Raw genomic sequence first — 26,719 nt, forward strand, 5'->3', positions numbered from 1 at the left:
CTTCTGTTTTATTTGTCGGCATGACTTTTTAAGACGTCCGCGACGAGTCCGGAGACATACGGACTGCCCCGGTCCTCCTGTTCGACCGATTCAATCATGATGGCAACGAGCAGATCTTTTCTGTCATTGTCATAACCGACGAAAAAGCCGTTTTCCTGTCCGTTTTCTTCGCCTGCTTTTTTTAATTCGGCCGTACCGGTCTTACCGGCGACTTTAATCTCAGGGATTTCGGCCGGTAAGGAATAACCGGCATGGACGACGTCATACAGATCGTCACGGATCATGGCGGCATCTTTTACTTCGAGGAGATCTTTTTTCCAGACCTGTTTGGTTTCTTCCTCAGCGAGCAATGTCGGTCGGTAAATCGTTCCGTCCGTCAGGAAGATTTCGTACATCGACGCAAGGTGCAGGATGTTCGTCAGCATTTGTCCTTGCCCGTAAGACGTATCCATCAGCTGTCCGTCGGAAGCAATCGAGCCGTCATTTGAAATTTGTGATGCCCGCATCGGATAGGTGAAGGGAATCTTTTCACCGTATCCGAGTGCTTCCAGACCCGAAGTAAACGTTTTGGTTCCGATCTGTTCAAGTGTTGATTTTGCAAAGTAGACATTATCCGAGTAAACGAGCGCATTATGCAGATTGACCGGATCCGGTGTTTCATGAATCCGGGTGACGTTAAAACCGTTGATCTTCGTTTTTAACCCGTCAATCGTATAGGCTTTTTCCGGATCAAGTGTCTTGCTGTTTAAGCCGACTGCTGCCGTCAACGGTTTTTGGGTCGACCCGGGTGCGAAGGCACTCGTGAACCGGTTTAAGAGCGGTTGATCGGGATCGTTCGTCAATGTATCGAGCCGAGCCTGGGAAATGCCCGTCGTAAACTCGGACGGATCAAATCCCGGTGAACTTAGCAGGACCCGTGTTTCACCTGTCCGTGGGTCGATGACGGCTGCGGTTCCCGGATCATCTTTCATCGTCGCATAAGTCGTTTGCTGTAACTTGCCGTCAATCGTCAGTTGGATGTCTTGTCCATCCTTCGCTTTTGTCTCTGCGACATTAACCGTTGATTGATCCGGTTTAACGATCTCGATTCGGGCACCCGATTTCCCGCGTAATGTTTCGTCGAGGACCTGCTCGAGCCCGCGTTTTCCAACTTGTTCACCGGCCTGAATCGTTTGTTTCGATTGTTTGATGTCATCCGCTGTCGCCGAACCGGTATAGCCGATCAGATGGGAAGTCGCTTTGCCAAACGGATAGGCCCGGACTTCTGTTTCCTTGACGCTGACACCATCAATCTGTTTCAGACGATTGATTTGTGTTTTGTCGTTTACGGTATATGTTTTCAACGGAACGAACTGTCCGTCTTTGACCCAGCTGGCGGCGAGCGCCTCTTCGATCGCTGAGACAGGACGGTTCAATTGTTTGGCGAGCGTTTTAAGATCGTTGATTTTACCTGCGACCGCACCGACCTCGTATCCGGTTCCGGTCGTGGCAAGAGGTTGCTTTTTCGTATCAAGCAAATCACCGCGTTTCGCCTCGAGTGTCGTCAATTGAATCTTGTCTTCTTTTTTAAAATCCTTTAGAACAAAGGAAGAATCCCAGTTGATGTACCAGTTTTCCGTATCTTTCTGTTTTTCAAACGTCAACGGAATTTCTTTTTTATAAGAAACGGGTCCGGCCAACGTCTCAAAAGAAATCGTGACCGGTAAACTTGCCTGTTCCTTATCCTCGTTTTTGTCTGTTTTCGTCCGTTTGACGGAAATATTTTTAATCGCAAGAGATTCTGCTAGTTTTTTCGTCCGATCCACGAATTCCTTTTTACCATAAGTTTTTTTCGTTTCTGTACTGGCATACTCCGCGTACATTTTTTCATAATCCTGTTTTTCCCATAACTTAATATAGGCGTCCAATCGTTCTTCCGGTGTCGGTTGATCCTGACATCCGGCAAGTATCGTCAGCACGAAGCTGGTTGAAAGCAGAAGCGGGAGTGTCTTCTTCAAGGGAAATCCTCCTTTTGCGAACAGTCTGTTTTACAACCGTACCATTCTTTCGGAAGGATTTCATCTTGAACGAACGACAAAAAACTCACACGAAGACAAACATTCGTGTGAGTAGAGTTTACATCTTAATTGAAGTAGTTGAGCGGGTTGACGCTGTTTGCTGCATATGTACCGCTGTAGACATAACTACCGCGATGCATTTCGAAGTGAAGGTGAGCACCAAAAGCATTGCCTGTTGCACCAATCGTCCCGATCTTTGTGCCTTTGGCAATCGTTTGCCCAACAGACACGGAACGGCTGTTTAAATGAGCATAGACTGTCGTATATGAGACACCATTGACAGTACTTTTCATCATGATGTGATTACCGTAGGCCCCGTAATACCGGGAAGTGATGACGGTACCGCCGGCAGAGGCATAGACCGGTGTGCCTGTTGGTGCGCCGATATCGATTCCGTTATGGAAGGTATAGCCGTAGACACCGCTTGCCCCGCCGTATCCCTGAGTAATCGGACCGCTTGCCGGACGCGAAAATCCGCTAGATGCTTTAGTTGATGTCGTGACACTGTATTTTTTTGCATATGTAGAAGAAATGTAGCGGGATGCGCCGCCGTAAGAAATTTTTGTCCAAGATCCGGAAACACCTAAATAATTGAAGGTTTGACCGGAATTAACACTGCCGACGACTTTATACGCAGTCGATGGACCCGTTCGAACCCGTAACCCGTCCGCTGTTACTTTAACTTTATACGTTGTTGCTGCTTCAACCTTTTCGGTAGCCGTTGTAGCGAAACCAGAAACCATCAGTGCTGTCATTGTCATAGTTGTAATCATGCGTTTCATGTAGAAGTTCCTCCTAAAATGTGAAAGACGACGGACGATTATGTAAGGGAACAAGACCCTTTCAAAGTTGTAAGATATGGAGTTCATGTACTTAATATGTATAAATATTTTCTTGCTAGAATGATTATAGCATCGCAAATAACACAAAAATATTTCAATTTCATTGCAAGGTTATAGTTGTATAACATATATTGTAATGGATAATATTTCATTTATTATCTGAATTTGTTTTTGTAAAAATAGAAATTGAGAGTTTTCTTTTAAGAAAACATTAAAAAACGTGATGATGCGCCCAGGCATATCATCACGAATATAGGCTATAAGGATTACTTGGATACAGGAGCGAAAACTGTTAAATGTTGACTTAAAACCTGAACCGTAACGGGAAGATGACCCGCTGTGTCGCCGTCAGCATTAATCGGAAGACGTTCTTTTGAATCGACATGAACTTCTTTTGTCGTAAAGTATTCGACTTGATCGGCATCGGAAATCTTTCCGGTCAATAATTTCGGTAAGGCCTGTAAGGCATCAAAGAAACCAAGCTGTTTCACGATGAAGACATGTAACAGTCCATCATCCACACGGGCATCCTTTGCGAATGATTCGAAACCACCAACAGAATTAGTCAAGGAAATGATCAGAAGAGGCGTTTCACCGTCAAACGATTTTTCTGCCGCCGTCAGGCGAATCGGATAGGGGCTGTGATCCTTAAAGGCTTTTAATCCTTCGATGAAGTAGGCGACGGAACCGAGTGATGTTTTTTGTTCGACACTGACTTCTTCGACCGCTTCAGCGATTAACCCGACCGCGATGACGTTCATGAAATAATGATCATCATATTTTCCGATATCGAGTGAACGGGAAGGGGCATCCTCTAAGACGCTGATCGCCTCCTCGGGTTCCGTCGGGATGTGTAAGGCACGCGCTAAATCATTGACCGTCCCGAGAGGCACTATTCCGAGTGTCGGACGATGCTCCTGTTCCGCGATACCAGTGATGACTTCATTCACTGTGCCATCCCCGCCCATGGCGACGACAGCGTCATAGTGGCCGAGTGCAGCTTGTGTTGCGAATTCAGTTGCATCGAGTTCTTTTTCCGTGAAGCGTACATCGACTTCCGTAAATCGTTGAGCCAATGTTCCTTCCGCGAGTTCCGCATGTTTTTTACCGAGTTCTTTACCGGACGACGGATTGATGATGAGCATGACTTTTGACACGAATGATTCCTCCTTTAATTCTACCTGTTCCTATTTTCCCAAGATTGCATAAACATAATCCTGGACAGAAAAAAACCTTGGACATGACTTCTGTCGATGTCCAAGGCAATCCTGAAATTAACGGCGAGCGATTGATGGTGGGGATGCTTCTCCTGCTGCCGGACGAACGATTTCTTCTTCGTCCCAACACTCTGTATTTTCGATACCGAGAGCTTTCGCCGAGAAAACAGGATCAAGTCCTTTTTTCCGTTGTTCCTGGTAATCGTTGATGACTTTCAGCGCGATGCCACCTAAAAGTGAGATGGCTGTCAAGTTGATCAAGGTCATACCGGCCATGAAGAGGTCGGCAAAACTCCAGACCATTCCGAGACTGAGAACAGATCCGATGAAAACGAAAGCCATTGTCGCAATCCGGAATCCGAAGACGGCAGCCGGACTGTTTTTGATGAATTCAATGTTCGTTTCGCCGTAGTAATAACTGCCGACAATGGAACTGAAGGCAAACAGGAAAACACAGACTGCGATGAAAGCCGGGGCAACAGCTCCAAGCTGTTCGCCTAAAGCATTTTGTAACATCGCAATTCCTTCACCGTTTCCGGCAGCATAGCTGTCACTCAACAAGACGATGGCAGCAGTTGCTGTACAGACGATCAGTGTATCGAGGAAAACACCCAGTGTCTGGAGGAACCCTTGTTTTGCAGGGTGCGAGACTTCAGCCGCAGCAGCAGCATTTGGTGCTGAACCCATTCCGGCCTCGTTCGAGAAGAGACCCCGTTTAACACCAAGTGAGATAGCTGCTCCGACAGATCCGCCGACGGCTTGTTCGATGCCGAATGCGCTCTTGAGAATCATCATGAAGACAGCAGGGAGTTCTGTGAAGTTCGTGACGACAACGAAGAGGGCAGCGATTAGATAAAGACCCGCCATGATCGGGACAACGACAGCAGAGAATTTCGCAACGCGGTGAACACCGCCGAAGATGACGAGTCCTGTCAAGACGACGAGAATACCGCCGATGACCGCTTTGTTGATCCCGAAGGCATTGTCAAAGGCAGCTGCGATCGTATTCGATTGAACCGAGTTGAAAATCAGGCCAAACGTGACGGCAATCAAGATGGCGAAAACAACGCCGAGAGCACGGTTTTTCAATCCTTTTTCGATGTAGTAGGCTGGTCCGCCGCGGTAAGCGTTGGTTTTACTGTCGCGGACTTTGTAGACCTGAGCGAGCGTGCTTTCAATCAAAGCCGTTGCTCCACCGAGCAAAGCGACCATCCACATCCAGAAGACGGCACCGGGACCGCCGAGCGTGATGGCAATCGTAACGCCGGCTAAATTACCTGTTCCGATCCGGGTAGCGGCACCGATGAAGAACGATTGCAGTGAAGTGATGCTTTCTCCTTCATCATCCGTTGTTTTCTCATTTTTATCGAGTGTGACGCGGAACATTTCTTTTAAGTACCGGAACTGAATGAATTTTGTCCGGATGGTGAAGTAGATGCCGACGCCGATTAATGCCGCGATTAAAACATAGGACCATAATAAGTTGTTGGCAAAATCGACTCCTGATTGTACTGCTTGCTGAAAGGCATCCATCTGAAAAATTCCTCCTCATGTATTGTGGTAAAATGGCTATAAGCTAAATTATACGAATTTTCAGATAATTATCAAGAGAAATTTTAAAACTTTTTTTCGGCAACTAATCGAATTAATTATTTAGAATGTAAAAGGAGAACTTGATTCAGAATGAGAAAAAAAGACCTGTCGATGATTACGACAGGTCAAAACAGGGTGATATATGGTTAGAGAATCATTCTACGGCAAGGAATTGTTCGTACAGTTCGTCAATCTTTTGAACCAGCTCTTCCCGACTGGTAGAAAGTTTCATCAATGCTTCGTAATCGCTTGTCTGTTCCAGTCGTGACTCCAGAAGAAAAAGCTCCTGCTCTGCCTGCTGGATGGTCTCTTCGAGTTGCCGGGAGGTTTGCATCGGAATCATCGAAGGTGCCGGTTGAGGTGATTTTTTATTTAAAGAAAGTTGTGTCGGTTCAGCGGCAGAGGGCGCGACAGTTCGTTTGCTTACCGCATACGCATATGGGCCGTGATACAGTGTCGGTGTTTGTCCGAGCCAAAGTGTTTTCGTAAACAGCCGATTTAAAAAGTAGCGGTCATGCGAAACAGCGATCAGCGTTCCGTTAAACGATTCAAGCGCCTCTTCGAGGGCATCCCGTGATTCGATGTCGAGATGGTTCGTCGGTTCATCAAGGATCAAGACGTTTAATTCCGAGTTGACAAGGATTGCGAGCATCAGCCGCATACGCTCGCCTCCGCTTAAAGCGGTCACAGGTAAAAAGACACGGGGTCCAAAAAATAAAAACTGGGCGAGCCGTTTACGGGCTGTCCCTTCATCACATACGATGTTTGACCGGAAGACATCGATTAACCGTTGATCGTCAGGAAAGTCGATGTGTTGGGATAAATAGCCGATTTTGACCGAAGGACCTTGGGAGATGAGACCGCTCGTCGGTTGAATATGACCTAACAACAATTGCAACAGAGTCGTTTTCCCACTTCCATTGGCACCGACGATGGCCAAGCGATCCTTGGCAACGATATCGACGGTTAAGGAGTGAAACAACGGTGACTCGGTGAAGGAAACGCCGACGTCCTCCAGACGATAGACCGTCCGGCTTGTTTTACCTTGTGCCGTAAACGTAAGATCCGGTGTCTCGGCCTCAAGCTTCGGACGTTTGATCCGTTCGATTCGATCCAGCGCACGTTCCATTGATTTTGCTTTCCGGAACAGCTTTTCGCTTGGGGGAGAAGCTTCATTGGCCCACTGCCGGAGACGGCGGATCGCGTCCTTCATTTGCTTGATCTTTTTTTGCTGTTCCTGATAGGCATGGAATTGTTCAAGTAAAAGACGTTCTTTTTCCGTCATGTAGTACGTATAGTTTCCATGGTAGAGCCGGACTTCACCATCTTCGAGTTCGGCGATGCTCGTCACGACCGTATCAAGAAAGACGCGGTCGTGAGACACGAGTAAGACGGCGCCGGCATAGTGTGCTAAAAATGACTCGAGCCATTCGACGGCGTCCAGATCGAGATGGTTAGTCGGTTCGTCAAGAATCAACAAGTCAGGTTCACTTAACAGCATCCGTCCGAGACAGATTTTTGTTTGTTCACCGCCGCTGAGCTGATCGAACGGACGATCAAGTAACGGATGAAGCCGTAAACCGTTAATCATCCGGTCGACTTTAGACTCCAGTAAATAGCCGCCTTGCCGCTCGAATGCTTCGGTCACCTTCGTATAATGTGCAAGCAATGACTCGAGTTGATCGATTTTCGTTGCCATCTCTTGTTCGAGCCGGTGCAACGATTGCCGTAAGTCGAGTAAAGGGGCGAACGCGGTCCAGAGGACGTCATGACCGGTCATGTGAGGATCGAATACCGGCAATTGTTCCAAATAACCGATGGATAGCCCGCTTTTTTGGTAGATGGTTCCGGTGTCAGGTGAATCAAGCCGGGCCAGTAAACGCAGGAAAGTCGTTTTCCCGCTCCCGTTACGTCCGATCAAGCCGATGCGGTCATGTGACTGGATAAAGAGGGACACATCCGTTAAAATATCGTCGCCTCCGAATTGTTTGGACAGGTGTTGGATGTCGCAGATCATCATATGAATTTTCCTCTCTGACGCATCAAAAAAAGGAGAGCGCAAACAGCACTCTCCTTCACCAGTGGAAGATGCGCTTTGCTTTATTTTTCAAGTATAGAGTTCTTCAAAAAAGGACAGACTAGTCCCTTAGAACGCCATTCCATGAAAAATCGCGCGCAACAGATACAGTTGTTCCATCAACCAATGCTTACACGCAGCAAAACCCATCTTTCCACACCACCTTTTCTCATTCGATGACTCTATTTTACCATGCCACCGGGAATGAAAGGAAGAGCAGATTATTTAAATAAACCGGCGATGGAATTAAAGAAGGCACTTAAACCGTCAAACAGTTTGGCAAAAAATCCTTTTGTTTCTTCCGATGTCGCAAAGGACTGGATGTTTTGTCCGGCATCCTTCAGTCCCGTCTCAATCTGTCCCCAGTTAAGATCAGCTTTTTCCATTTGGTTAAACAGACCGGTCAAGCGCTCCATTTGGGCATCGGACAGATTGATATTGTTGTTTTGAATGACTTGGACGATGACATTCTCGATTTCGACTTTCGTCTCCGGTTTTTGCTTCGCGATTTCGGCTTTGATTTCGTTCATCAAGTCGGCGACTTTATCCGTCCCGACGGTTTTTCCGACATCTGATGTGACCGATAATTCTTGTTGGGCTAAATCTTTCCGTTCATCCGTCAGTTTGATACCGGTCTCACTTGACGTTTGATCATAGGCTTTCATGATACCGGTCAAGGCAGATGTACCGGTTACTTTATAAGGGGAAGTAATCGTAATGTCGGCATCGGTCACACCGGCCGTGACCAGCGCATTCAAATACATGTCTTTTGTGACCCACGTGATATTTTCGGTTGCGACGGACAGACCGTCGCCTTTTTCAGCCAATTCGATCTTGGCGGAGGAATACATATTGCCGCCGCGCTGGGACTGGGGAATGTTTTTCCCGAGATATTTTTCCTCATCGGCAGAAGTCGCGATGATCGGAGTGATGCCTTCCGGTGCATTGAGGCGGGACAAGACCCATGCTTTATCCTTTGCTCCGAGTGATTCTCCGAGTGTGATGATCGTTTTGTCGACGACCTGCTCGGCAGATGCGGCAGTAGGCAGTAATAACGTCGTGGCAAGTAATGCCGAAGCAGTCCATGTGATGGTTTTATTCATTGTCAAATTCCTCCGTAAGTTAAGTATCAGGTACTAATTTCAGTCTAATCGACCGGTGACGGAAGAGAATCGGTCTCAAGAACGAGCCGACATCGACCTTCCGTCATGTTCATTGTACAAAAAAACAATGGAAAGAAGGGGAGCATGTTCAGGATTGAATGAAATCATGTTACACTTGAAACAAATCGAATAGCGACCACTAGGGGAGTCAGTAGGCTGACTGAGACGACGGAGACGTGCGGACCCTTTGAACCTGATTAAGTTTGGACTTACGGAGGGAAGTGGCGTGACGGATCCTCTTTTTATGGTCTTTTCACGTCATGCCTGACATCAGGTGTGGCGTTTTTTTGATTACAAAAGGGGGAAGAAATATGAAATTCAGTGAAGAAATCCGGCAAGCAGCAAGACCGTACTGGGACAGCAGTTTTACGCATCCGTTCGTAACCGGTCTTGCAGACGGAACATTGCCGGAAGGGAAATTCCGGCATTACGTGCTGCAAGATGCCTATTACTTAAAACATTTCGCAAAAATTCAGGCACGTGCCGCTTCCAAGGCACAGGAATTCGCGACGATTGCGGAACTCGCGGAACATGCGACATCGACCTATGCTGCAGAACTGAGCCTGCACCAGTCGTTTTTTGAACCGCTTGGAATTTCGGACGAAACATTAGCCCGATTCGAGCCGGCCCCGACCGCATACGCCTATATTTCACATATGCATCATGCAAGCGAAGGGACGCTCGGGGAGACGATTGCTGCCATCTTGCCGTGTTACTGGCTCTATTATGAGATCGGACAACAATTACAGACCGCTGCACCGGCTTCACCGATTTATCAACAATGGATTGCGACGTACAGTTCGGATTGGTTCGAGCGGGTGGTCTTTGAGCAGATCGACCGTTTGAATGAGCTGGCAACGCAAGCAAGTGATCAAGAACGTACCCGGATGAAGCAGCATTTCGTCAGAAGCTGTTATTACGAATTGATGTTTTGGGAAATGGGCTGGATAGAAGAGACATTTGAAAAAAGCCTGGCACAGATTATTACAACGACATCATTGAAATAAGACGAGACAACGTAAAAACACCGGATTCGCTTGTTGGCGGATCCGGTGTTTTCTATGGAAAAGATAAATCAGCTGTGGCGTTCAATCAAATCCGCGAGGCGTTGTTTCACCAGCGACGGATTTGTTAACTCCTGATTGGATAAGGAAAGTTTTGTCATCGTTTCGTCCGTACCCGCCATTTCGCTGAACAAAGAGCCGAGGCTGTGGGCACGACGGTCGATTTGAAGAACGATGTCGATGCCGGACCGGTCCTGCAACAAGATGACTTCGATTTCATCCAGTTTATGGGCATAATGCGTGCCGCGGGCAGAATATTCGAGTTCCTGCGCAATCGGTAAGTCTTTTCGGAAGCGGCCCGGTAATTTTTCTGTATCCGCTTTTTTCAAGCGGAATCCGAGATCTTCTATTGCTTCAAGAATGACGGATTGATAGTCGTTTGCCTTGACGACGACCGCATCATGATCGGACGGGTCGACCGCTTGCGCGATATCGAGACCGGTCTCGATCCAGGATTTCGATTGACTGACGGAGAGTGGTGTATTAAAAGGAACTTGCAGCGTGAACGGAATTTCGCGTTCGACACCGGCTTCGATGGTAAAAGGTGCTTCATTTAACGCAAACCGATCCAGTGTGAATGTCGTGAACGTTTTGCTGTCCCCAACCTCCTGTTTGTACTGGGTGTTGAAGGCAAGATAAATCCGTGCGATTTCCTGATCGACGTTACCGCCTTTGATATGGACGATTCCTTGAATCGTACCGCCGGGTTCGCAGTGTTCTTGCTCGAGGCGTGTGTCGACCGTTGCGGCACCGATACCGATTTGGGAAAGGATTTTTTTAAACATGTTATGTTCCTCCTTAAATTAAGTATGACGACTGAAAAGAAAGCTGACTTGCTTGTCGAACACGGATGAATTTGCTACAGTTTCGAAAGACCAAACAAAAAAGGACGGGACGATACGTGGAACTACATCAATTAAAAGACTTGCTCACGGAAAAACTGCAGGCGACTTCACTCATACACGCGACGATTAGCGGTCCGCGTCTGAAATCAAATGATCTCCGCCGAATCAAGGTAAAACCGATTCTACTTAGAGATACGTATGCAATCCAGTTAGAGTTTCAACATGAGCGGATCATTAAGCATGAGAATTTAAGTATAGAAGAATTTATTGTAAGAATGGACCAATTCTTTGACGAATTCCGTCAATTTTTATTCCGATTCGAAACGGAAGAAATCCAATTTCAACTCTCGAAGAAAATGAAAGTCTCCCTCAAGACGACTGCCAAAGAGCTGATCCAAGCAGACTTGTCGCATAACCGGAAGAAAAGTCACTTATTAGAGGACGGTGTACCGGTGCCGTTTTTAATCCGTTTAGGCGTCATGACGGAAGAGGGACAGGTCAAACGTCAAAAATACGACAAGTTCAAACAAATCAATCGTTTTCTGGAATTCGTCGAAGACAGTATCGCCGTGTTGCCGAAAGGACGCACATTACGGATTTTAGATTTTGGATGCGGGAAATCGTATCTGACGTTTGCTCTCTATCATTACTTGAAGATCGTCAAAGGTTTTGATTTAAATGTCACCGGTCTTGATCTTAAAAAAGAAGTCATTGAGGACTGTGCGGCGATCGCTGCTGATTTAGGGTATGATGATTTGTCCTTCCGTGTCGGTGATGTCCACGATTACGACCAGGACACAGAAGTTGACTTGATGGTGACGTTACATGCCTGTGACGTCGCGACCGATGTCGCACTTGCCCGTGCCGTTGATTGGAACGCATCAGTGATTCTCAGCGTTCCGTGTTGCCAAAAGGAATTAAACCGTCAACTGGATTGTTCACCGCTTGACGTCATGCTGCAACATGGGTTGATTCAAGAAAAGTTTGCTTCACTCGCGACGGATTCGATTCGGGCCGAGTTATTGACACTTGTCGGATACGAGACGCAATTGCTTGAATTCATCGATTTAGAAAACACGCCGAAAAACATCCTGATTCGGGCTTACAAAAATCCGAAACGGCCAACAGAAGAAAAAATCGACCGGTATATCGCTTTCCGGGAGCTGTTGCATGCAAAGCCGTATTTAGAACGTGAATTGAGCGGCAGACTTGGACAGATTTCATCGAAACTCGTACAATAAAGAAGACAACGAATTAAAGGGGGAAACAAATACAATGGATTTCCAAATGTATTTTGAAGATGTCGTTCAAACGGCACGTAAAGAAGCAGCGGCAGCCGGTTTTGAAGAATTGACGACGGCTGAGAGCGTCGATGAGGCAATGAAGCGCGAAGGACTGACGCTTGTCCTCGTCAATTCCGTTTGTGGATGTGCCGGCGGTATTGCCCGCCCGGCAGCTGCCTATGTCAACCGTATGGAAGGTGTCAAACCGGATCATTTCGTAACGGTATTTGCAGGACAAGACCGGGAAGCAACCGATCGGGCCCGTGAATACTTCGAAGGATATCCACCGTCATCGCCATCATTCGCTTTGATGCAGGATGGAAACATCCTGTCGATGGTCGAACGGTTTGACATCGAATCGTTTACAGCGGAAGAAGTCGTCGAGAAGTTAGAGTCACTGATTGAAATCTACGCTTAAGTAAATCAAAAACCTGCCCCTGCTTGAGGGGCAGGTTTTTTTATGAAACACCGTCCGTTGAACGAAAGTCGCTTGTCCTGAAATAAATGTAAGCGTTATCAACATAAGTGATTACTCATCAAATATGAATAAATCCGTATTTTATGCAATTTTTACAGATTATTATGCTTTACAATGAATAAATATTCGTATATTCTAAAAGCAATAAATCAGGTCGAACTTTTTAGTATTGAATTAGAAAAAAACATAAGTCATACTATTGTTAAAGTTCTGACAATTGAGCGTTGGAAGGGGAATTTATTGATGAAGAAATTAGCAGCAACGGCAATGGCAGGCATTCTAGCAGTCACAATGGCAGCATGTGGCGCTTCGGAGGAATCGACAGGGGATACGACAAAAAAGAACGATAAAGTATTGACGATGGGAACGTCAGCGGATTACTTCCCATTCGAGTATATCGATACAGCAAAAGGTGATGACATCGTCGGATTTGATGTGGCAATCGCCAAAGAAGTCACAAAAAACCTCGGATATGATTTGAAAATTGAGGACATGGAGTTCGGCAGTCTGCTTGGAGCGCTCAGTGCGGGACGTGTTGATTTCGTCATGGCGGGAATGACGCCGACCGACGAGCGGAAGAAAAACGCCGACTTCACGGATATTTATTTCCAGTCCAAAAACCTGGTCATGACGAAAGATAAAGCGATCGCGTCAGATGACGAGCTAAAAGGCAAGAAACTGGGTGTCCAGCTCGGATCGATCCAGGAAGCGTTGGCGAAGGACCGTTACAAAGACAGTGAAGCTGTTTCATTAAATAAAATTCCGGAAATCATTCAGGAGTTGAATACGGGCCGGATCGACGCCTTGATCATTGAAGACGCAGTAGCCGTCAAATACATGGATCAGGACAAAGCATTAAAAACGTATGAAATCAAAGAAGACGGGCCAACCGGTTCTGCCGTCGCCTTCAAAAAAGGGGACAAAATGCGTGACGACTTCAACAAAGAGTTGAAGAAGATGATCGACAACGGCGACATCGATAAACTCGCGGAAGAATGGTTCCAAAAAGAAGCAAAATAAGAGTAGTGCATAGGGGTGGGGGTAACCTCATCCCTTTTGTGCGACGTTAGGAGATTGGTTATGATAGACTTTACAAAGATTCAAGATTCAATCCCATATATTCTGCAAGGAATTCCAGTTCTATTTCAAGTCGTCATCGTCGCCGCGATTGCCGGTATGTTAATCGGGATTGTCGTCGCGGCGTTAAAAATCACGAAAAACGGATTTATTCGATTTATTGGTCATGCCTATACGGCGGTCTTCCGTGGAACGCCGTTGATTTTACAACTGGCAATCATTCATTTTGGGTTACCGCAGTTGACAGGGTACGTGACGACGGGGTATCAATCCGCCATCATCGCCTTTTCCTTAAACTCCGGGGCTTACATTTCGGAAATCATCCGGGCCGGCATTCAAGCCGTTGACCGCGGACAGTGGGAAGCAGCAGACGCCCTTGGTATTCCTTACATGAAACAGTTACGGTCGATCATCTTGCCGCAAGCGTTCAAAAATATCCTGCCGGCGATCATGAACGAGCTGATCACATTAACAAAAGAATCCGCTTTGATTTCGACCGTCGGTGTCCTCGACGTCATGCGCCGGGCGCAAGTCGTCGGTGGAGAGAAGGCCTTGTATTTTGAACCGTTATTGTTTGCAGGATTCGTCTATTTCGTACTTGTCATGGGATTGTCCTTGATTGGTCAGCAAGTCGAAAAAGCTATGAGAAAGAGTGGGTAATCATATGGAACCTATGATTCAAGTTACTGATCTATATAAGCAGTTTGGAAAACTAGAAGTCTTAAAAGGCATTACGACGACGGTCGGACGCGGCGAAGTCGTTGCCGTCATCGGTCCGTCGGGATCCGGGAAATCAACGTTCTTACGATGCATTAATTTGTTGGAACAGCCGACAAGCGGCACGATTAACGTCGATGGTTTTGAATTGACGAAACCGAAAGCAAACATCGCCAAGGCTCGTCAAAACATTGGCATGGTGTTCCAACAGTTTAATCTGTTCCCGCATAAATCGGTCCTCGATAACTTGATTTATGCACCGATTAACGTGCTTGGTCTCTCGAAAGATGCGGCTGTCAAACGGGCGGAAGTCCTGCTCGAACGTGTCGGTTTGGCCGAAAAGCGTGACAACTTCCCGAACCAGCTGTCGGGCGGTCAAAAACAACGGGTCGCGATTGCTCGAGCTCTCGCGATGGAACCGAACGTCATGCTGTTTGACGAGCCGACATCGGCGCTTGACCCGGAAATGGTCAACGAAGTGCTTGATGTCATGAAACAACTGGCAGAAAGCGGCATGACGATGGTCATCGTTACGCACGAGATGGGCTTTGCAAAAGAAGTTGCCGACCGCGTCCTGTTCCTCGATGAAGGCATTCTGATGGAAGAAGGCAGTCCGGTGGAACTGTTTGATCATCCGAAAACCGATCGCGCCAAAAAATTCTTGGAAAAAGTGTTATAACGAAAAGCGCCGACTCGATTCAATGAGTCGGCGCTTTTTTAAGACAGGGAGAGGTTTTTTATGCTTAACAAAGAGACGGAACGGTTCGTTCAGGAATTCCATGCAAATGATTTTTCCGGACATGATTTTTCCCACATCGAACGTGTCCGGAAGATGGCCTTACGGATTGCCGAAATCGAAGGCGGGAATGTCCGTATCATTGAACTCGCTGCACTGCTGCACGACGTCGCGGACAGTAAACTCGGCGGGACAAGTGAAAATGTCGACCAGTATTTAAGACCACGTGTCTCGGAGCAGGACCGCCTGCATATCCTCGACATCATCAACAGTTTATCGTTTAAAGGGGGTGACCGTCCGCCGATGAAGACACTGGAAGGGAAGATTGTCCAGGACGCGGACCGCTTGGACGCGATTGGTGCGATTGGGATTGCCCGGACATTTCAATTTGCCGGTCACTTTCAGGAACCGATGTATGTACCGGGACTCGCTCCCCGCGAGCCGGGTGACCGGACAGGGACGACAAGTGCCTTACACCATTTCGATGAAAAATTATTCCGTTTAAAAGATTTGATGAATACGAAGACAGCGAAGATCATTGCTGAAGATCGTCATCAGTATATGCGGGAATTCGTCGAACGGTTCAAGCAGGAATGGAACGGTCAATAATGATAAAAACAGGGATCTGCTCCTGATAGAGCGGATCCCTGTTCGTTAACTTAAGATGACAGCTGTAATCAGACCGAGGGAAGCGAACAGACCAACGATGGCTCCGCCTTCCTCATGCGCTTCCGGCATCATTGTTGAAGCGAGCATGGCAATGATACCGCCACTGGCAAAAGCACCAATCATCGCAAACTGCATATCCGGCAATTCTGATAAAATCGAATACCCGGCAAGGGAGGCGAGCGCGGAAATCAACCAGACGACTCCCCACATGACCAGGATTTTTTTCTTCGAGAAACCGTCTTTTTGTAATCCGGTCGTACTCGACAAACCTTCCGGGATGTTACTGACGAAAATGGCTGCGACAAGCGCGGCGCTGACATTTCCCGATAATAAACTGGCACCAATCATGATCGATTCCGGAATCGCATCAAGAATCGTTCCGAAAAAGATGGCAGTTCCTGTCCCTTCGTTTCCGCCGGATGAGCGTTTTCGTTTACTGGCCCCACGTGAGGAAACAAACATATCAAAAGCAGTGAACACGAGTGCCCCCACGATGAAGGAGATGCCGACAATCTTCGTCGTGGATTTATTTAGGGCTTCATCCAATAACTCAAACGTTGCCGCCCCGATTAAAATCCCTGTTCCAAACGACATCACGTATCCGATCAACCGTTGTTTAAGAGGGAGAAACAAACCAATCAAAGCTCCGATGACGACGGCTCCTCCAGCGATGGCCCCCCACATAAAAGCGATTCCCATGTAAACATCCTCCTTAGCTCTTTCCCTATCTGTATTACTATTTTCCTAAAAAAATGATTGATAAACATAGCTAGTTAAAAAAGCAGAAAAGGTAATCCGGAAACAAGGAAAAACGCCTTTCGCTGAAAAGGCGAGAGGCGTATTGTATGATCAAAACGGTTGTTTATTTAACCAATGCCCGCCGTCGAGGGCAATACATTCCCCATTTAAATAACTCGCTTGATCGGACAACATCCAGGTCGCTAGTCCGGCGATTTCTTCCGGTGTGCCGAATCGGCCGAGCGGGACGTTGCGGCGAATCCGTTCCGCATGTTCCGGTGACATGGCAAGTTTATCGGCGCCGCCGGTCCGTTCAATCGGTCCCGGACTGATTGCATTGATGCGGGCTCCGTATTTGTATCCCCATTCGACAGCAAGTGTTCGTGTCAGGTTCAGGACACCAGCTTTTGCCGCAGCACTCGGTGCGACACCGGCACCTGCCTGCCACGCGTATGAGGCAACGATATTCAAGATTTGTCCGCCCGATACGTTGTCTTCCTGCCAGCCTTTGACGAGGGCATGGGAACAGTTGAATGTCCCGTTCAAGACGATATCAATTACCGTTTTCCATCCGTTCGGTGAGAGTTCGTCCGTCGGACAGATGAAGTTACCAGCAGCATTGTTGATGAGGGCTTCCAGTTGTCCAAACTGTTGTCGGGTTTGATTGACAGCAGCGATACAGGCATCCGGATCCCGGACGTCCATTTGAATGACACTGTGGTGTCCACCAATCGCTTGTAAATCCTGATCGGTTTGCTGCAACCGTTCGGCATTCCGACCGGTCACGACGACATTCCACCCGGCCTCTTTTAAAGCGATCGCCATCGCTTTCCCCATTCCGCTCGTTCCACCTGTGACAAGTACTGTTTTTGCCATTTCCAAAACCCCCTTATAAACTGAATGAATAGCCATTCAATATAAGTATTCAAAAAAGAAGGAGTAAACTCCTTCTTTTGGACAGAAATTATTCGACAGCTGCTGCCGTATTTGTCAAGACAGGAACAACTTGTTTTTTACGTGACACGACACCTTCGAGATAAAGAAGTTGGTTCGTCGCTTCAAGTCCGAAGGCCCGTTCGACAAGCGAAGCTTCAGGTCCGAGGACGAGCGCCACCGAATTGTTCGTCAGGATGTCCGTAACGAGTAACATATATAAATCCAAATCTTTTTCGGCAATCAAGGCTTCGATCCGCGTTTCGAGCTCTGCCTGACGAAGCAAGACTTCCGCTGTATCGACCGTGTTGGCTTGGGCAATCTCGACTTTGAATGGTCCCATTGAAAATTCTTTTGCATCAAGTGCAATCAACTCGTCAATCGTTTTCTTCGATAGATCAGCACCTGCTTTTAACATGTCGAGACCATAGACGTTGGCATCGACACCGGCAATCGTCGCCAGTTCACGTGCTGCGATGACGTCTTGCTCCGTGCATGTCGGCGACTTAAACAACAAGGAATCGGAAACGATGGCTGACAACATCAAACCGGCAATTTCCGGTTTGATCGCAACACCGTGTTCTTTGTACATTTTGTTTAAGATTGTCGTCGTGCAACCGACTGGTTCCGCACGGTAATAAACCGGATCAGATGTCTCGAAGTTGGCAATCCGGTGATGGTCGATGACTTCCGTCACTTTGACAGCATCGATATCATCCGCGCTTTGTTGACGTTCATTGTGGTCAACAAGAATGACGTGTTGTGCTTCTTTTGATACTTCCGTTACGAGGCGGGGACGAGCAACTTTAAAGTAGTCGAGGGCAAATTGTGTTTCCCCGTTGACTTCACCAAGACGAACGGCTTCAGCATGAACACCGAGCTCTTTTTTTAATTCGGCATAGGCGATCGCCGATGCAATCGTATCCGTGTCCGGATTTTTATGACCAAATACTAAAACTTTTTCCATGTGTATTCACTCCTAAATGATTGATGTCTCGCCCATTAGTGTACCATAAGTCCGTTTTAGACGGCGTTCATTTTCAAGAGGATGCCGGCGATTTTTTCGCTCCAATACGGATCGGATGCGTAAAAAACATTCATTCCACGTGCCTTGTTTCCAAGAAACGGACCGCGGTAGTATTTCCCGTCTTTCGAAAGATAGTCGCGGGCAATGAAGCGGCCTGTTTTCCGGATAGAGTCTTCAAACGAATCATATGACGTCGCATTTTGACCGGGAGCAATATCCGTTGCATTGACGCCAAACAGATTGAACTTGTCTTTTGCGATGTCCGACCGTCCGTAATCGGACTCGTGAATCGCATGGGCAAGCAGATAAGCCGCATTGATTCGATAGGTGCGTTCAACTTGCTTAAAGGTCTTTCCTTTCCCGATCAACGGACTGTCGGGAGCATTTTTTTTAATGTAGGCATCGAGTTGTTTCGCTGTCAAAGCGGTCGGTTTCCGTAAATCCTGCGTTAGTGTTTTCGATTCAACGTACTGCATCGTTCGGTCATCTAACGACGCTGGTGCTTCCCCGGCTGTGATCAAACCGCCGAGTCCGGCATCGGCGACGATGTAATGCAACAGACGATCGCCTTGCTTTTCATAATAGGACCGGTTACTGGATTGTTCAAGCGGGTAAAGAGTCAGCCGATCGGAAGCAACGTAACCGGTCAGACCGGCAATTTCAACCCGGCTGACGGAATCTGTGTACGCAAGCAGGGAAAGACGGCTGCCGGGGGCGATATACGTATGTCGTTTTTTTAGAGCGCGGTCGGTGTAGATGTTCAGCGTCTGATTCGGCTTGACGATGCCGATCCCGCTGCCGGTCAAATAGATATAACGTTCATCCGCCGTCCGTTTGACGGCCCCGCGGCGTCCGTCGATAAAGGCCTTCGCTTTTTCGGCAGAATCGAATTCTTCTTCCCGGATGACTTTCCCGTCCCGATATAATTCCGCAACATAAGGAGAAGCCGGAGGAAGAATGGTTTGCGGTTTCTCCCGTAACAGCAGGAACAATCCGCAACCGAGTAAGAAAAAGAAGACAAGCCCCTTGAAAGAACCCGTTCGACGGACCGGGCGGGCGGGGCGAATTGTACGTTTAGTCAAAAAATCACGTCCTTCAAAAAAATCAATCGACAACCTGGGTAAAGAATAGGTAACCTAACAAAGAATGGAGGGAAGTCTGTGTTTATCGGATATCGAACGTTAAAAACCGCTGTCGCAGCGGCACTGGCGATGTGGATTGCGGAAAAGATGCAGCTGGATTACTACGTCTTTGCAGCCATCATCGCCATTTTGAGTATTCAAGCGACAAGAAAAAAATCATTTCGGTCGTCATATGAACGGATCATGGCGTCCATTCTCGCGATTGGACTTGGTTTTGTCATCTTCGAAGTCATCGGCTACCGTCCGATTGCAATTGCACTTTATTTCATTCTATTTCTTCCACTGACGCAACGCCTCCGCCTGCAGGACGGTTTTATCACGAGTGTCGTCATTCTCACCCATCTTTACGTCGCACAGCAATTGAATCTGGCCATCTTTTTAAACGAAATTTATTTGCTGCTGATCGGTGTCGGTGTAGGACTACTCGTGAACATGTATATGCCGAGTCTCGACCGGACGATTGCCGAGCGACGGTTGCAGATCGATCAACGGATTGCCGCCTTGTTCTTTGAAGTCGCAGCCGCGATTGAAACGGGATGGATCAATCGGCATTCGTTGACACTGCACGAGACGGAACGGCTGTTGAAGGAAGGAAAGGATGCTTCGCTGAAACGGATGGGCAATGCCATCGGTCGACGGAATGATGATGAAGACTACCTGTATTTCCGAATGCGTGAACAACAGTTTGAATTATTAAACGGAATCGTCCGCAACGTCGATGATCTTGTCCTCGTCGTAGAAGAAGGAAAAAAAGTCGCCGGCCTGTTCCGGACAATTGGTGACAATGTCCGACCCGATGCCGACGCAACGTTATTTTTAGCGGAACTTGAACGACTGCTCGAAGAGTTTCGCGAGTCACCGCTCCCGAGGACACGGGATGAGTTTGAAGTCCGGTCCGCTTTACTGCATATGTTGCAGGAAGCAGAGCAATATTTGCAATTAAAGCAACGATTCGTCAATCAGAAGAGGTAGAACATCGTCGAGGCAAAGGTGCCCAGCAGGAAAATTGTCAAAATCGTAATCGTCGTCCACTTAATGATTCGTTGTTGTTTTGATGGTTTTGCCATAGCAAGACCGCTCCTTTCATACTTCCATTGATTATAGCCATTGTACAAACAACGCTTGCGAAGTGCAAATCTGCCTATAGATGGTATACTAAAAAAGCGCTAGATGAACTGAAAAAATGAGGAGGAATGCAACATGGTTAATGAGCAACGTGTGCTCGACACCTTTTTAGAACTGGTCCAGATTGATTCGGAATCAAAAGAAGAGGCACGAATTTGTGCCCATTTGAAAGAGACGTTTACGGCACTGGGGTGTGACGTATTCGAAGATGACGCTTCATCCAAAACCGAGCATAAAGGGAACAACTTAATCATCACGCTTCCGGCAACAAAAGACGGCGTTGATAAAATTTATTTCACTTCCCATATGGATACAGTTTTCCCCGGACAGGGAATCAAACCGATCATCGAGGACGGTTACGTGAAGACGGACGGAACGACGATTCTCGGGGCAGATGATAAAGCGGGGCTCGCTTCGTTGATCGAACTGGTCCATGTCTTGAACGAAACGAACCAGCCGCACGGTAAAATTCAATTCGTCATCACGGTGGGGGAAGAATCAGGCTTAGTCGGCGCCATGGTTCTCGATCCTTCGAAGATTGATGCGGATTACGGTTTTGCTTTGGACTCGGACGGGAAAGTCGGAGACATCATTACGGCTGCGCCAACCCAAGCGAAAGTAAATGCCAAAATTTACGGTAAAACCGCTCATGCCGGTGTAGCACCTGAAAAAGGAATTTCGGCCATCACGATTGCAGCAAAAGCGATTGCCAAAATGCCGCTCGGCCGCATCGATGAAGAAACGACGGCAAATATCGGACGCTTCAGCGGTGGTGGTCCATCGACCAACATCGTATGTGATTACGTGGAAATTTTTGCCGAGGCCCGCTCGCTCGTTGCGCCTAAAATGGAAGCTCAAACAGCGAAAATGAAAGCGGCATTTGAAGACGTTGCCGCTGAATTTGGCGGACGTGCCGAAGTCGAAGTTAAAGTCATGTATCCTGGTTTCAAATTTGAAGACGGTGATCAAGTTGTCGAGGTTGCGAAAGCAGCGATTACACAACTCGGTCGGACACCACGTCTCTTGCACTCTGGCGGGGGATCAGATGCAAACGTGATTGCCGGTTTCGGTATTCCGACCGTCAACCTGGCTGTCGGCTATGAAGACATTCATACAACGAATGAAAAAATGCCGATTGAAGAGCTCGTGAAAACAGCAGAATTGTGCGTGACGTTAGTCGATTACATCACAAATAAATGATGACAGACTAAAAAGAGTGTACCGCGACATTGCGGTACACTCTTTGTTCGTTTACGATTAAGTTAATTGAGGACGTTCGAAAAATTCCATCGACTCCAGAATGAGTTCCTCGGTACAGAGTAAAGTCGTTGCGATTTCTTGAAGTTGAATCGATTTTCCGTACTGTTGCCGATAGTTCTCGTTCAATAAACGAGCAGCTTGTACGACACGTGCATAAGTCCGTTCGATTTTGGTCATGGAAAAACCACCTTTCGAATCAGTATAGGCCCATTTTAGCATGCTTCGGACCAAGAAAGGTGTATTTTATGTATTAAAAATGCTAATTTTACGAAAAGGGGAAAAAGATGGAATTTTATTTTTTAGGGACCGGTGCAGGAATGCCGTCCAAACAACGGAATGTGTCTGCGATTGCGCTCTTGCATCCGAAAATGACCTGGTTGTTTGACTGTGGAGAAGCGACACAACACCAAATGTTGCACAGTCCGATTAAACCGCGCAAAGTCAGTACGATTTTCATTACACATCTGCATGGAGATCATATTTTCGGTCTTCCCGGCTTCATCAGTACGCGGGCTGCACTCGAAGGAACGACGTTATTGACGATTTTCGGTCCGAAAGGAATCAAGGAGTGGCTCGAGGCAACGTTGCGTATCACCGGTACGTACTTACGTTATCCGCTTGATGTCATTGAAGTAGAAGCCGGTCAATCGTACGAGCAGGAAGGGTTCCACATTCACGTCGAAGCATTGGAACACCGCTTTTTGGCCTACGGCTACCGGGTTGAAGGGCAGGAAGAAAAAGGTGCCTTACGCGTCGAAGCGTTGAAACAACTGGGCATTCCTTCCGGACCACTTTATCGACAAATCAAACAGGAGGAAACGTTTGTTTTCGAGGGAACAGAATATCAGTCAACGGATTTTCTCGGAGAACCAAAGCCGGGCATCAAGTTGGCAGTATTAGGAGATACGGTACCGTGTGAAGGAAGCCTTCGGTTGGCGGAAAAAGTCGATGTTCTTGTCCACGAGGCGACGTTTGCCGATTCGGAACAGGACCATGCAGGACGATTCGGTCATTCAACAGCCAGACAAGCGGCTGAAATCGCTTTGAAAGCAGGGGCGAAGAAACTGTTGTTGACGCATATTTCGGCGCGGTATGTCGATCAGGAACAACGGTTGGAAGCGGAGGCGCGGGAAGTATTTGAAGAGTCATACCTCATGACGGATCATCAATCTGTCGTGATTAAGGGGTAACCAACATGGACTTTCTTATCCAATGGTCATTGTTTCTGTTAGCAAGTATCCTGCTCAGTTTCTTTTTAGAAAAACGGACGGAAAAAGAACAATATCTTTACCTGAAGTTTGTTTTTTATGCTTGCTTAGGATCAGTGTCGTTTCCTGTTTACGATATTCAATTGCCGCTTGGCATTATTTTGTTTCTGATTGTCCTGCATCCGAAAAAAAATTCACGGTACAAACGATATATGGCCTTATTCGGATTCCTCTTTTTTCTGCTTCAGCTCATCATGGGACCGTTTGATACGTTTACGCTGCGGGAAGAAACGCAACAAATGGGACAGGTCACGATTACGGATGAATCCTTTGATACGCTGATGACGCACATTGACCGGCGGATCGGAGATGACTCTTTGCGACTTGAACAAAGTCAGTTGTTATTTGATCAGGGAGGCAACTTGCGGAATGCGACATTTGAGTTGATTGCGAAAAGTCCGAAACGGTTCATCCGGTACGAAGTGTCGTATCAGGAAGTGACGGGCACATTAACGTATCGTCCCCGGGAAGAAGTCCTGACGCGTTCGCTTGAGGTTTATTATCAAAAATTAATTGATGCTTCAACCTCGTTTCAGACATTGAAGACGTTATCCATCAAACAGATTCTTCATGAATCGAAGACTCCTTATGTCGAGATGGATTTGGACGGGTTGTATGAAACGTTCAGCTTACAGGATGCGACAGTTCTCTTGATTAACGATCAAGGCGAACTGATTCCGTATGTCAACACGGGAGACGATGTGTTAGCCAACGCGATTCGATTGACGTACTTGCGTTCTGACGGTCAATCGTTACGGGAGAAAACCATACTTTTATACAATTACAGTTTTGAGACCTCAAGACGAAAAGGAGTCGTACGATGAAAAAATGGATATTGATCGGGGGAGTCCTCCTCCTGGCAGGATGTGCGGAACAACCGACAGATCAAGCTGCTGAATCAAAGAAGTGTGAACGTTTGGTAGAAGTATCGGTCGTCAATCATGCAAGTGATAAGACATTATATGAAAAAGACATGTGTCTCAAGAAATCAGAGACGGCACTTGATGCGTTAGAAGAAACGGATCTTCCAGTCGTCAAAACCGGTAAGGGTGAGATGGCATACGTGACGGCCGTTGACGGCATCCGTGAAAAATCAGCCGGAGCAAGCAGCGGCTGGGTGTTCGGCGTCAATGACAAACCGGCACAAGTCGGGGCAGGGGCGTATCAATTAAAAGACGGCGACCGTCTGGAATGGCGATTTGAAAAAGATGCAATGGCTTATTTTCAGTAAGGCGGAACGGGAGCGACTTCATCCACTGAATGTCGCTCTTTTTTTAGTGGCGATGTTATCGGTCCCGTTTTTTTTGCAGACGCATGTCAGCATTCTGATTGTCTTGAGCGGACATCTACTGTTCTTTACGTGGATTCGGCAATGGAATGTCCTGCGTTATTTAACCTTACCCTTGATTTATATCGGAATGATGTATGTTCCTTTGCTTGTCGGTGCTTCCATTGATCCATACGGAATTTGGTTGACCGGTCTGACGGTGGCATTGTTCGTAACATCCAGTCAACTGACCTTCACCCTGGTCCGCCTTGATCAAATGGGACCGTTATTCCGGGTTTTACCGCGCCTGACCCGTTTGACGGGAATGGTTTTGGCAATCTTACCTTCATTGCTCCGGACGTGGCCGGAAGTGAAAATGAGCCATGCCAAACAACCGCTGGCGGAAAAGATGGAACGGGTGGCACTGTACCACCTGTTGCCCGTCGAAGCGGTCCCCAGTTCGTTACGGCGTTTGACGCGTTCTGATTGGATGACCGGGCTTTTAATTACAGGAATGTATCTTGCCTTCTGGTCTCCTGTAGCAGTAGTAGCCGCTTTAGTGTTACCCGGACTGTTGATGTTCTCGAAAGGAGGGATACGCGATGCCTACCATTATTACCGACGAAACAGGGTCACGTAAGCGTCTGGAACAACTGGCTCGTGCGGCCGGGACAGAAGTGATTCAACCGGATCGCCTGCTGCATGGCCGTGTCCGCGATATGTTGGCGACAACCAGTCTGTTCGTCGCTGGAGAACTGGCGACGTTACTCGGCTTAGAAGCTTTCTTTGACCGGGAGACAAGTGAATTATCCTCGGGAGAACAGCAACTGGTCTCGCTCGGGTATACCTTGTCCGGCTTACCGGAAAAAATCTTCTTGGCAGAGCCATTTTTATTTTTAGATCAAGTCCGCAAAACCCGGCTGATGCTGTTGTTCGAGGAAATCGAACGCCGTTTTTCCTGCCAGATCACCTATTCCGTCATCCAACAGCAGCCGCTCGAAAAGCTGGAAGGAATAGAACCGGTCAAAGGAAAGGTCATCGACGAGATATGGCGCATCCGGCATCGTTATCCGTTACAGGAAAAGTATGCCTTGTCGATTGAACGATTATCCTTTCATCTAGGGGAACGGGTGGCCCTGATCGGAGCCAACGGAAGCGGAAAATCAACCTTGCTCCGTCTGTTACTCGGTGTGGAACGGCCGCTGTACGGAAAGGTTAGCCGGACCGGCGAAAAATGTTATGTTCCGGCACATCCGGCGCTTGCACCTGTTCTCGATGAGCCGATTGCTACGTTTTCTGAACAAAAACAACAATTGATGGAACGGCTTTCCTGGAAGGAAGAAGCCTGTTATTTTGATGAACCAACGGCCGGATTAACCAATCGGCAACGGTCTGCGTTCATTCAAAATATGCTCGATCATCCGGATCAATTGATTGTATTCGCTACGCACGATCCTGATTTGATTTTTTATGCGACCCGAGTCGTCTATCTGGTTCAGGGGGAAATTGCTTTTGACGGTCCAACTTCGACTTTCATCGAGCAAAGCAGGTTATACGAATGGAACTGATCGGAGTAGCAGTCCTCATCATTAGTGTAGTTGTTTTATCTTTTGAAAAGCGTCCGATGTCAGAGGCGATGCTTCGGTTCATTGCGCTGGTCACAGCGGCAGCGATTGTCGGACGGCTGATTTTTGCAAGTATTCCGAACGTCCAGCCGGCGACGGCACTGGTCCTTTTGGTCGCCGCCTGTGTAGGTCCGGTCACCGGCGCCATTGTCGGGATGCTTGTAGTCGTGTTGACGAGTTTATTTTTAGGAAGTGGTCCTTTCGTATTATTTCAAATCATTGCCTATACGGTCATCAGTCTTTTCTGTATTTTACCGGGCATGCAGACGCGGTGGATTCTAACGGCTTATGGACTGGCGGCAGGTTTTTTTTATGGATGGATCAGCAATTTGGGTTTTTTGATCTTTACGGACTTTTCGCGGGAAGCGTTTTTTACACTCCTTTTGACAGGCGGTTTTTTTGATTTGTTGCACGGTGTTTCGAACGCTGTTTTCATCTGGTTGCTCTATCCAATTTTTTTACGGATTCTGCACTCGTTTGCTGGAAAACAGGGTATATGATAAGTAATCCCATTCG

Annotated in this window: 27 protein-coding genes and 1 riboswitch; of the genes, 15 read left to right on the forward strand and 12 right to left on the reverse strand. The window is 47.4% G+C overall.

Annotation, left to right across the window (positions count from 1 at the left end):
- Positions 1 to 8: 8 nt before the first annotated feature.
- The 6 genes from N7U64_RS09020 to N7U64_RS09045 all read right to left on the reverse strand — a co-directional run bounded on the left by N7U64_RS09020 (position 9) and on the right by N7U64_RS09045 (position 8,889).
- On the reverse strand, positions 9 to 1,997 hold the full coding sequence (locus tag N7U64_RS09020; RefSeq protein ID WP_318929471.1) for a penicillin-binding transpeptidase domain-containing protein: 1,989 nt from the start codon (positions 1,995 to 1,997) through the stop codon (positions 9 to 11).
- Positions 1,998 to 2,122: 125 nt separating this feature from the next.
- Positions 2,123 to 2,839: a M23 family metallopeptidase gene (locus tag N7U64_RS09025; RefSeq protein ID WP_318929473.1), complete on the reverse strand. Its 717-nt coding sequence runs from the start codon at positions 2,837 to 2,839 to the stop codon at positions 2,123 to 2,125.
- 326 nt (positions 2,840 to 3,165) lie between these two features.
- A complete protein-coding gene (locus tag N7U64_RS09030; protein WP_318929475.1) occupies positions 3,166 to 4,056 on the reverse strand; it encodes a diacylglycerol kinase family lipid kinase in 891 nt (296 codons plus the stop codon).
- A 117-nt stretch (positions 4,057 to 4,173) separates the two neighbouring features.
- Positions 4,174 to 5,649, reverse strand: coding sequence for an alanine/glycine:cation symporter family protein (locus tag N7U64_RS09035; RefSeq protein ID WP_318929476.1), 1,476 nt, complete (start codon positions 5,647 to 5,649; stop codon positions 4,174 to 4,176).
- 214 nt (positions 5,650 to 5,863) lie between these two features.
- Positions 5,864 to 7,729 (reverse strand): ribosomal protection-like ABC-F family protein, encoded by a 1,866-nt coding sequence (abc-f, locus tag N7U64_RS09040; protein WP_318929478.1) that lies wholly within the window; start codon positions 7,727 to 7,729, stop codon positions 5,864 to 5,866.
- Between the two features lie 278 nt (positions 7,730 to 8,007).
- Positions 8,008 to 8,889 (reverse strand): DUF1002 domain-containing protein, encoded by an 882-nt coding sequence (locus tag N7U64_RS09045; protein ID WP_012369838.1) that lies wholly within the window; start codon positions 8,887 to 8,889, stop codon positions 8,008 to 8,010.
- A gap of 191 nt (positions 8,890 to 9,080) precedes the next feature.
- Positions 9,081 to 9,186, forward strand: a riboswitch (TPP riboswitch).
- A 74-nt stretch (positions 9,187 to 9,260) separates the two neighbouring features.
- Here N7U64_RS09045 and tenA point away from each other — a divergent pair.
- Entirely contained in the window at positions 9,261 to 9,956 is a 696-nt protein-coding gene (tenA, locus tag N7U64_RS09050) for a thiaminase II (protein WP_318929481.1), read from the forward strand.
- A 68-nt stretch (positions 9,957 to 10,024) separates the two neighbouring features.
- On the opposite strand, the gene N7U64_RS09055 is transcribed toward tenA, so the two are convergent.
- Positions 10,025 to 10,798 carry a sporulation protein gene (locus tag N7U64_RS09055; protein WP_318929483.1) on the reverse strand — a complete coding sequence of 258 codons (774 nt, stop codon included), beginning with the start codon at positions 10,796 to 10,798 and terminating at the stop codon, positions 10,025 to 10,027.
- Positions 10,799 to 10,914: 116 nt separating this feature from the next.
- On the opposite strand from N7U64_RS09055, the gene N7U64_RS09060 reads away from it, so the two are divergent.
- The 6 genes from N7U64_RS09060 (at position 10,915) to N7U64_RS09085 (ending at position 15,758) form a co-directional block, all read left to right on the forward strand.
- Positions 10,915 to 12,099 carry an SAM-dependent methyltransferase gene (locus tag N7U64_RS09060; protein WP_318929485.1) on the forward strand — a complete coding sequence of 395 codons (1,185 nt, stop codon included), beginning with the start codon at positions 10,915 to 10,917 and terminating at the stop codon, positions 12,097 to 12,099.
- 34 nt (positions 12,100 to 12,133) lie between these two features.
- Positions 12,134 to 12,559 carry a BrxA/BrxB family bacilliredoxin gene (locus N7U64_RS09065; protein WP_012369842.1) on the forward strand — a complete coding sequence of 142 codons (426 nt, stop codon included), beginning with the start codon at positions 12,134 to 12,136 and terminating at the stop codon, positions 12,557 to 12,559.
- Between the two features lie 303 nt (positions 12,560 to 12,862).
- Positions 12,863 to 13,639, forward strand: coding sequence for a transporter substrate-binding domain-containing protein (locus tag N7U64_RS09070; protein ID WP_012369843.1), 777 nt, complete (start codon positions 12,863 to 12,865; stop codon positions 13,637 to 13,639).
- Between the two features lie 60 nt (positions 13,640 to 13,699).
- A complete protein-coding gene (locus tag N7U64_RS09075) occupies positions 13,700 to 14,356 on the forward strand; it encodes an amino acid ABC transporter permease (protein WP_214766060.1) in 657 nt (218 codons plus the stop codon).
- 13 nt (positions 14,357 to 14,369) lie between these two features.
- Complete coding sequence (locus tag N7U64_RS09080) at positions 14,370 to 15,092, forward strand: amino acid ABC transporter ATP-binding protein (protein ID WP_041261856.1); 723 nt, start codon at positions 14,370 to 14,372, stop codon at positions 15,090 to 15,092.
- A gap of 60 nt (positions 15,093 to 15,152) precedes the next feature.
- Positions 15,153 to 15,758: an HD domain-containing protein gene (locus N7U64_RS09085; protein WP_318929490.1), complete on the forward strand. Its 606-nt coding sequence runs from the start codon at positions 15,153 to 15,155 to the stop codon at positions 15,756 to 15,758.
- Between the two features lie 45 nt (positions 15,759 to 15,803).
- Here the strand turns inward: N7U64_RS09085 and N7U64_RS09090 are convergent, their stop codons facing one another.
- The 4 genes from N7U64_RS09090 to N7U64_RS09105 all read right to left on the reverse strand — a co-directional run bounded on the left by N7U64_RS09090 (position 15,804) and on the right by N7U64_RS09105 (position 19,598).
- Complete coding sequence (locus N7U64_RS09090) at positions 15,804 to 16,517, reverse strand: ZIP family metal transporter (RefSeq protein ID WP_012369847.1); 714 nt, start codon at positions 16,515 to 16,517, stop codon at positions 15,804 to 15,806.
- Positions 16,518 to 16,667: 150 nt separating this feature from the next.
- A complete protein-coding gene (fadH, locus tag N7U64_RS09095) occupies positions 16,668 to 17,432 on the reverse strand; it encodes a 2,4-dienoyl-CoA reductase (RefSeq protein WP_214766056.1) in 765 nt (254 codons plus the stop codon).
- Positions 17,433 to 17,520: 88 nt separating this feature from the next.
- Entirely contained in the window at positions 17,521 to 18,456 is a 936-nt protein-coding gene (locus N7U64_RS09100; protein WP_318929493.1) for a manganese-dependent inorganic pyrophosphatase, read from the reverse strand.
- A 56-nt stretch (positions 18,457 to 18,512) separates the two neighbouring features.
- Positions 18,513 to 19,598 carry an N-acetylglucosaminidase gene (locus N7U64_RS09105; protein WP_318929495.1) on the reverse strand — a complete coding sequence of 362 codons (1,086 nt, stop codon included), beginning with the start codon at positions 19,596 to 19,598 and terminating at the stop codon, positions 18,513 to 18,515.
- Between the two features lie 78 nt (positions 19,599 to 19,676).
- Between N7U64_RS09105 and N7U64_RS09110 the strand changes: the two genes are divergently transcribed.
- Together N7U64_RS09110 and N7U64_RS09115 are read left to right on the forward strand one after the other, a co-directional pair.
- Positions 19,677 to 20,630: an aromatic acid exporter family protein gene (locus N7U64_RS09110; RefSeq protein WP_318929497.1), complete on the forward strand. Its 954-nt coding sequence runs from the start codon at positions 19,677 to 19,679 to the stop codon at positions 20,628 to 20,630.
- A gap of 228 nt (positions 20,631 to 20,858) precedes the next feature.
- Positions 20,859 to 21,983 carry a M20/M25/M40 family metallo-hydrolase gene (locus N7U64_RS09115; RefSeq protein WP_318929499.1) on the forward strand — a complete coding sequence of 375 codons (1,125 nt, stop codon included), beginning with the start codon at positions 20,859 to 20,861 and terminating at the stop codon, positions 21,981 to 21,983.
- Between the two features lie 57 nt (positions 21,984 to 22,040).
- Here N7U64_RS09115 and N7U64_RS09120 read toward each other — a convergent pair whose 3' ends face one another.
- Positions 22,041 to 22,220: a hypothetical protein gene (locus tag N7U64_RS09120; protein ID WP_012369854.1), complete on the reverse strand. Its 180-nt coding sequence runs from the start codon at positions 22,218 to 22,220 to the stop codon at positions 22,041 to 22,043.
- 107 nt (positions 22,221 to 22,327) lie between these two features.
- Here N7U64_RS09120 and rnz point away from each other — a divergent pair, with 107 nt between their 5' ends.
- Genes rnz through N7U64_RS09150 form a run of 6 tightly spaced genes read left to right on the forward strand, consistent with a single transcriptional unit; the run spans position 22,328 to position 26,703 of the window.
- Positions 22,328 to 23,233, forward strand: a complete 906-nt coding sequence (rnz, locus tag N7U64_RS09125; RefSeq protein WP_318929500.1) for a ribonuclease Z — start codon at positions 22,328 to 22,330, stop codon at positions 23,231 to 23,233.
- 5 nt (positions 23,234 to 23,238) lie between these two features.
- Positions 23,239 to 24,135 carry a hypothetical protein gene (locus N7U64_RS09130; protein WP_318929501.1) on the forward strand — a complete coding sequence of 299 codons (897 nt, stop codon included), beginning with the start codon at positions 23,239 to 23,241 and terminating at the stop codon, positions 24,133 to 24,135.
- The gene (locus tag N7U64_RS09135) at positions 24,132 to 24,542 is read left to right on the forward strand and encodes a DUF4430 domain-containing protein (RefSeq protein WP_318929503.1); all 411 of its coding nucleotides are present in this window, start codon (positions 24,132 to 24,134) and stop codon (positions 24,540 to 24,542) included. The genes N7U64_RS09130 and N7U64_RS09135 overlap by 4 nt, the downstream gene beginning before the upstream one ends.
- Positions 24,520 to 25,218 (forward strand): hypothetical protein, encoded by a 699-nt coding sequence (locus tag N7U64_RS09140; protein ID WP_318929505.1) that lies wholly within the window; start codon positions 24,520 to 24,522, stop codon positions 25,216 to 25,218. The genes N7U64_RS09135 and N7U64_RS09140 overlap by 23 nt, the downstream gene beginning before the upstream one ends.
- Positions 25,181 to 26,146, forward strand: a complete 966-nt coding sequence (locus N7U64_RS09145) for an ATP-binding cassette domain-containing protein (RefSeq protein ID WP_318929507.1) — start codon at positions 25,181 to 25,183, stop codon at positions 26,144 to 26,146. The genes N7U64_RS09140 and N7U64_RS09145 overlap by 38 nt, the downstream gene beginning before the upstream one ends.
- On the forward strand, positions 26,137 to 26,703 hold the full coding sequence (locus tag N7U64_RS09150; RefSeq protein ID WP_318929510.1) for an ECF transporter S component: 567 nt from the start codon (positions 26,137 to 26,139) through the stop codon (positions 26,701 to 26,703). The genes N7U64_RS09145 and N7U64_RS09150 overlap by 10 nt, the downstream gene beginning before the upstream one ends.
- The last annotated feature ends 16 nt before the right edge of the window (positions 26,704 to 26,719 follow it).

It is taken from the genome of Exiguobacterium sp. K1 (genome assembly GCF_033721435.1).
Classification (GTDB): domain Bacteria; phylum Bacillota; class Bacilli; order Exiguobacteriales; family Exiguobacteriaceae; genus Exiguobacterium_A; species Exiguobacterium_A artemiae.

Excerpts from the sequence above, each read along its gene's own strand:
- N7U64_RS09025 (WP_318929473.1), bottom strand. The coding sequence starts at position 2,839 with ATGAAACGCATGATTACAACTATGACAATGACAGCACTGATGGTTTCT.
- N7U64_RS09035 (WP_318929476.1), bottom strand. The coding sequence starts at position 5,649 with ATGGATGCCTTTCAGCAAGCAGTACAATCAGGAGTCGATTTTGCCAAC.
- abc-f (WP_318929478.1), bottom strand. The coding sequence starts at position 7,729 with ATGATGATCTGCGACATCCAACACCTGTCCAAACAATTCGGAGGCGAC.
- N7U64_RS09045 (WP_012369838.1), bottom strand. The coding sequence starts at position 8,889 with ATGAATAAAACCATCACATGGACTGCTTCGGCATTACTTGCCACGACG.
- tenA (WP_318929481.1), top strand. The coding sequence starts at position 9,261 with ATGAAATTCAGTGAAGAAATCCGGCAAGCAGCAAGACCGTACTGGGAC.
- N7U64_RS09055 (WP_318929483.1), bottom strand. The coding sequence starts at position 10,798 with ATGTTTAAAAAAATCCTTTCCCAAATCGGTATCGGTGCCGCAACGGTC.
- N7U64_RS09065 (WP_012369842.1), top strand. The coding sequence starts at position 12,134 with ATGGATTTCCAAATGTATTTTGAAGATGTCGTTCAAACGGCACGTAAA.
- N7U64_RS09070 (WP_012369843.1), top strand. The coding sequence starts at position 12,863 with ATGAAGAAATTAGCAGCAACGGCAATGGCAGGCATTCTAGCAGTCACA.
- N7U64_RS09075 (WP_214766060.1), top strand. The coding sequence starts at position 13,700 with ATGATAGACTTTACAAAGATTCAAGATTCAATCCCATATATTCTGCAA.
- N7U64_RS09080 (WP_041261856.1), top strand. The coding sequence starts at position 14,370 with ATGATTCAAGTTACTGATCTATATAAGCAGTTTGGAAAACTAGAAGTC.
- N7U64_RS09085 (WP_318929490.1), top strand. The coding sequence starts at position 15,153 with ATGCTTAACAAAGAGACGGAACGGTTCGTTCAGGAATTCCATGCAAAT.
- N7U64_RS09090 (WP_012369847.1), bottom strand. The coding sequence starts at position 16,517 with ATGGGAATCGCTTTTATGTGGGGGGCCATCGCTGGAGGAGCCGTCGTC.
- fadH (WP_214766056.1), bottom strand. The coding sequence starts at position 17,432 with ATGGCAAAAACAGTACTTGTCACAGGTGGAACGAGCGGAATGGGGAAA.
- N7U64_RS09100 (WP_318929493.1), bottom strand. The coding sequence starts at position 18,456 with ATGGAAAAAGTTTTAGTATTTGGTCATAAAAATCCGGACACGGATACG.
- N7U64_RS09115 (WP_318929499.1), top strand. The coding sequence starts at position 20,859 with ATGGTTAATGAGCAACGTGTGCTCGACACCTTTTTAGAACTGGTCCAG.
- N7U64_RS09120 (WP_012369854.1), bottom strand. The coding sequence starts at position 22,220 with ATGACCAAAATCGAACGGACTTATGCACGTGTCGTACAAGCTGCTCGT.
- rnz (WP_318929500.1), top strand. The coding sequence starts at position 22,328 with ATGGAATTTTATTTTTTAGGGACCGGTGCAGGAATGCCGTCCAAACAA.
- N7U64_RS09130 (WP_318929501.1), top strand. The coding sequence starts at position 23,239 with ATGGACTTTCTTATCCAATGGTCATTGTTTCTGTTAGCAAGTATCCTG.
- N7U64_RS09135 (WP_318929503.1), top strand. The coding sequence starts at position 24,132 with ATGAAAAAATGGATATTGATCGGGGGAGTCCTCCTCCTGGCAGGATGT.
- N7U64_RS09140 (WP_318929505.1), top strand. The coding sequence starts at position 24,520 with ATGCAATGGCTTATTTTCAGTAAGGCGGAACGGGAGCGACTTCATCCA.
- N7U64_RS09145 (WP_318929507.1), top strand. The coding sequence starts at position 25,181 with ATGCCTACCATTATTACCGACGAAACAGGGTCACGTAAGCGTCTGGAA.
- N7U64_RS09150 (WP_318929510.1), top strand. The coding sequence starts at position 26,137 with ATGGAACTGATCGGAGTAGCAGTCCTCATCATTAGTGTAGTTGTTTTA.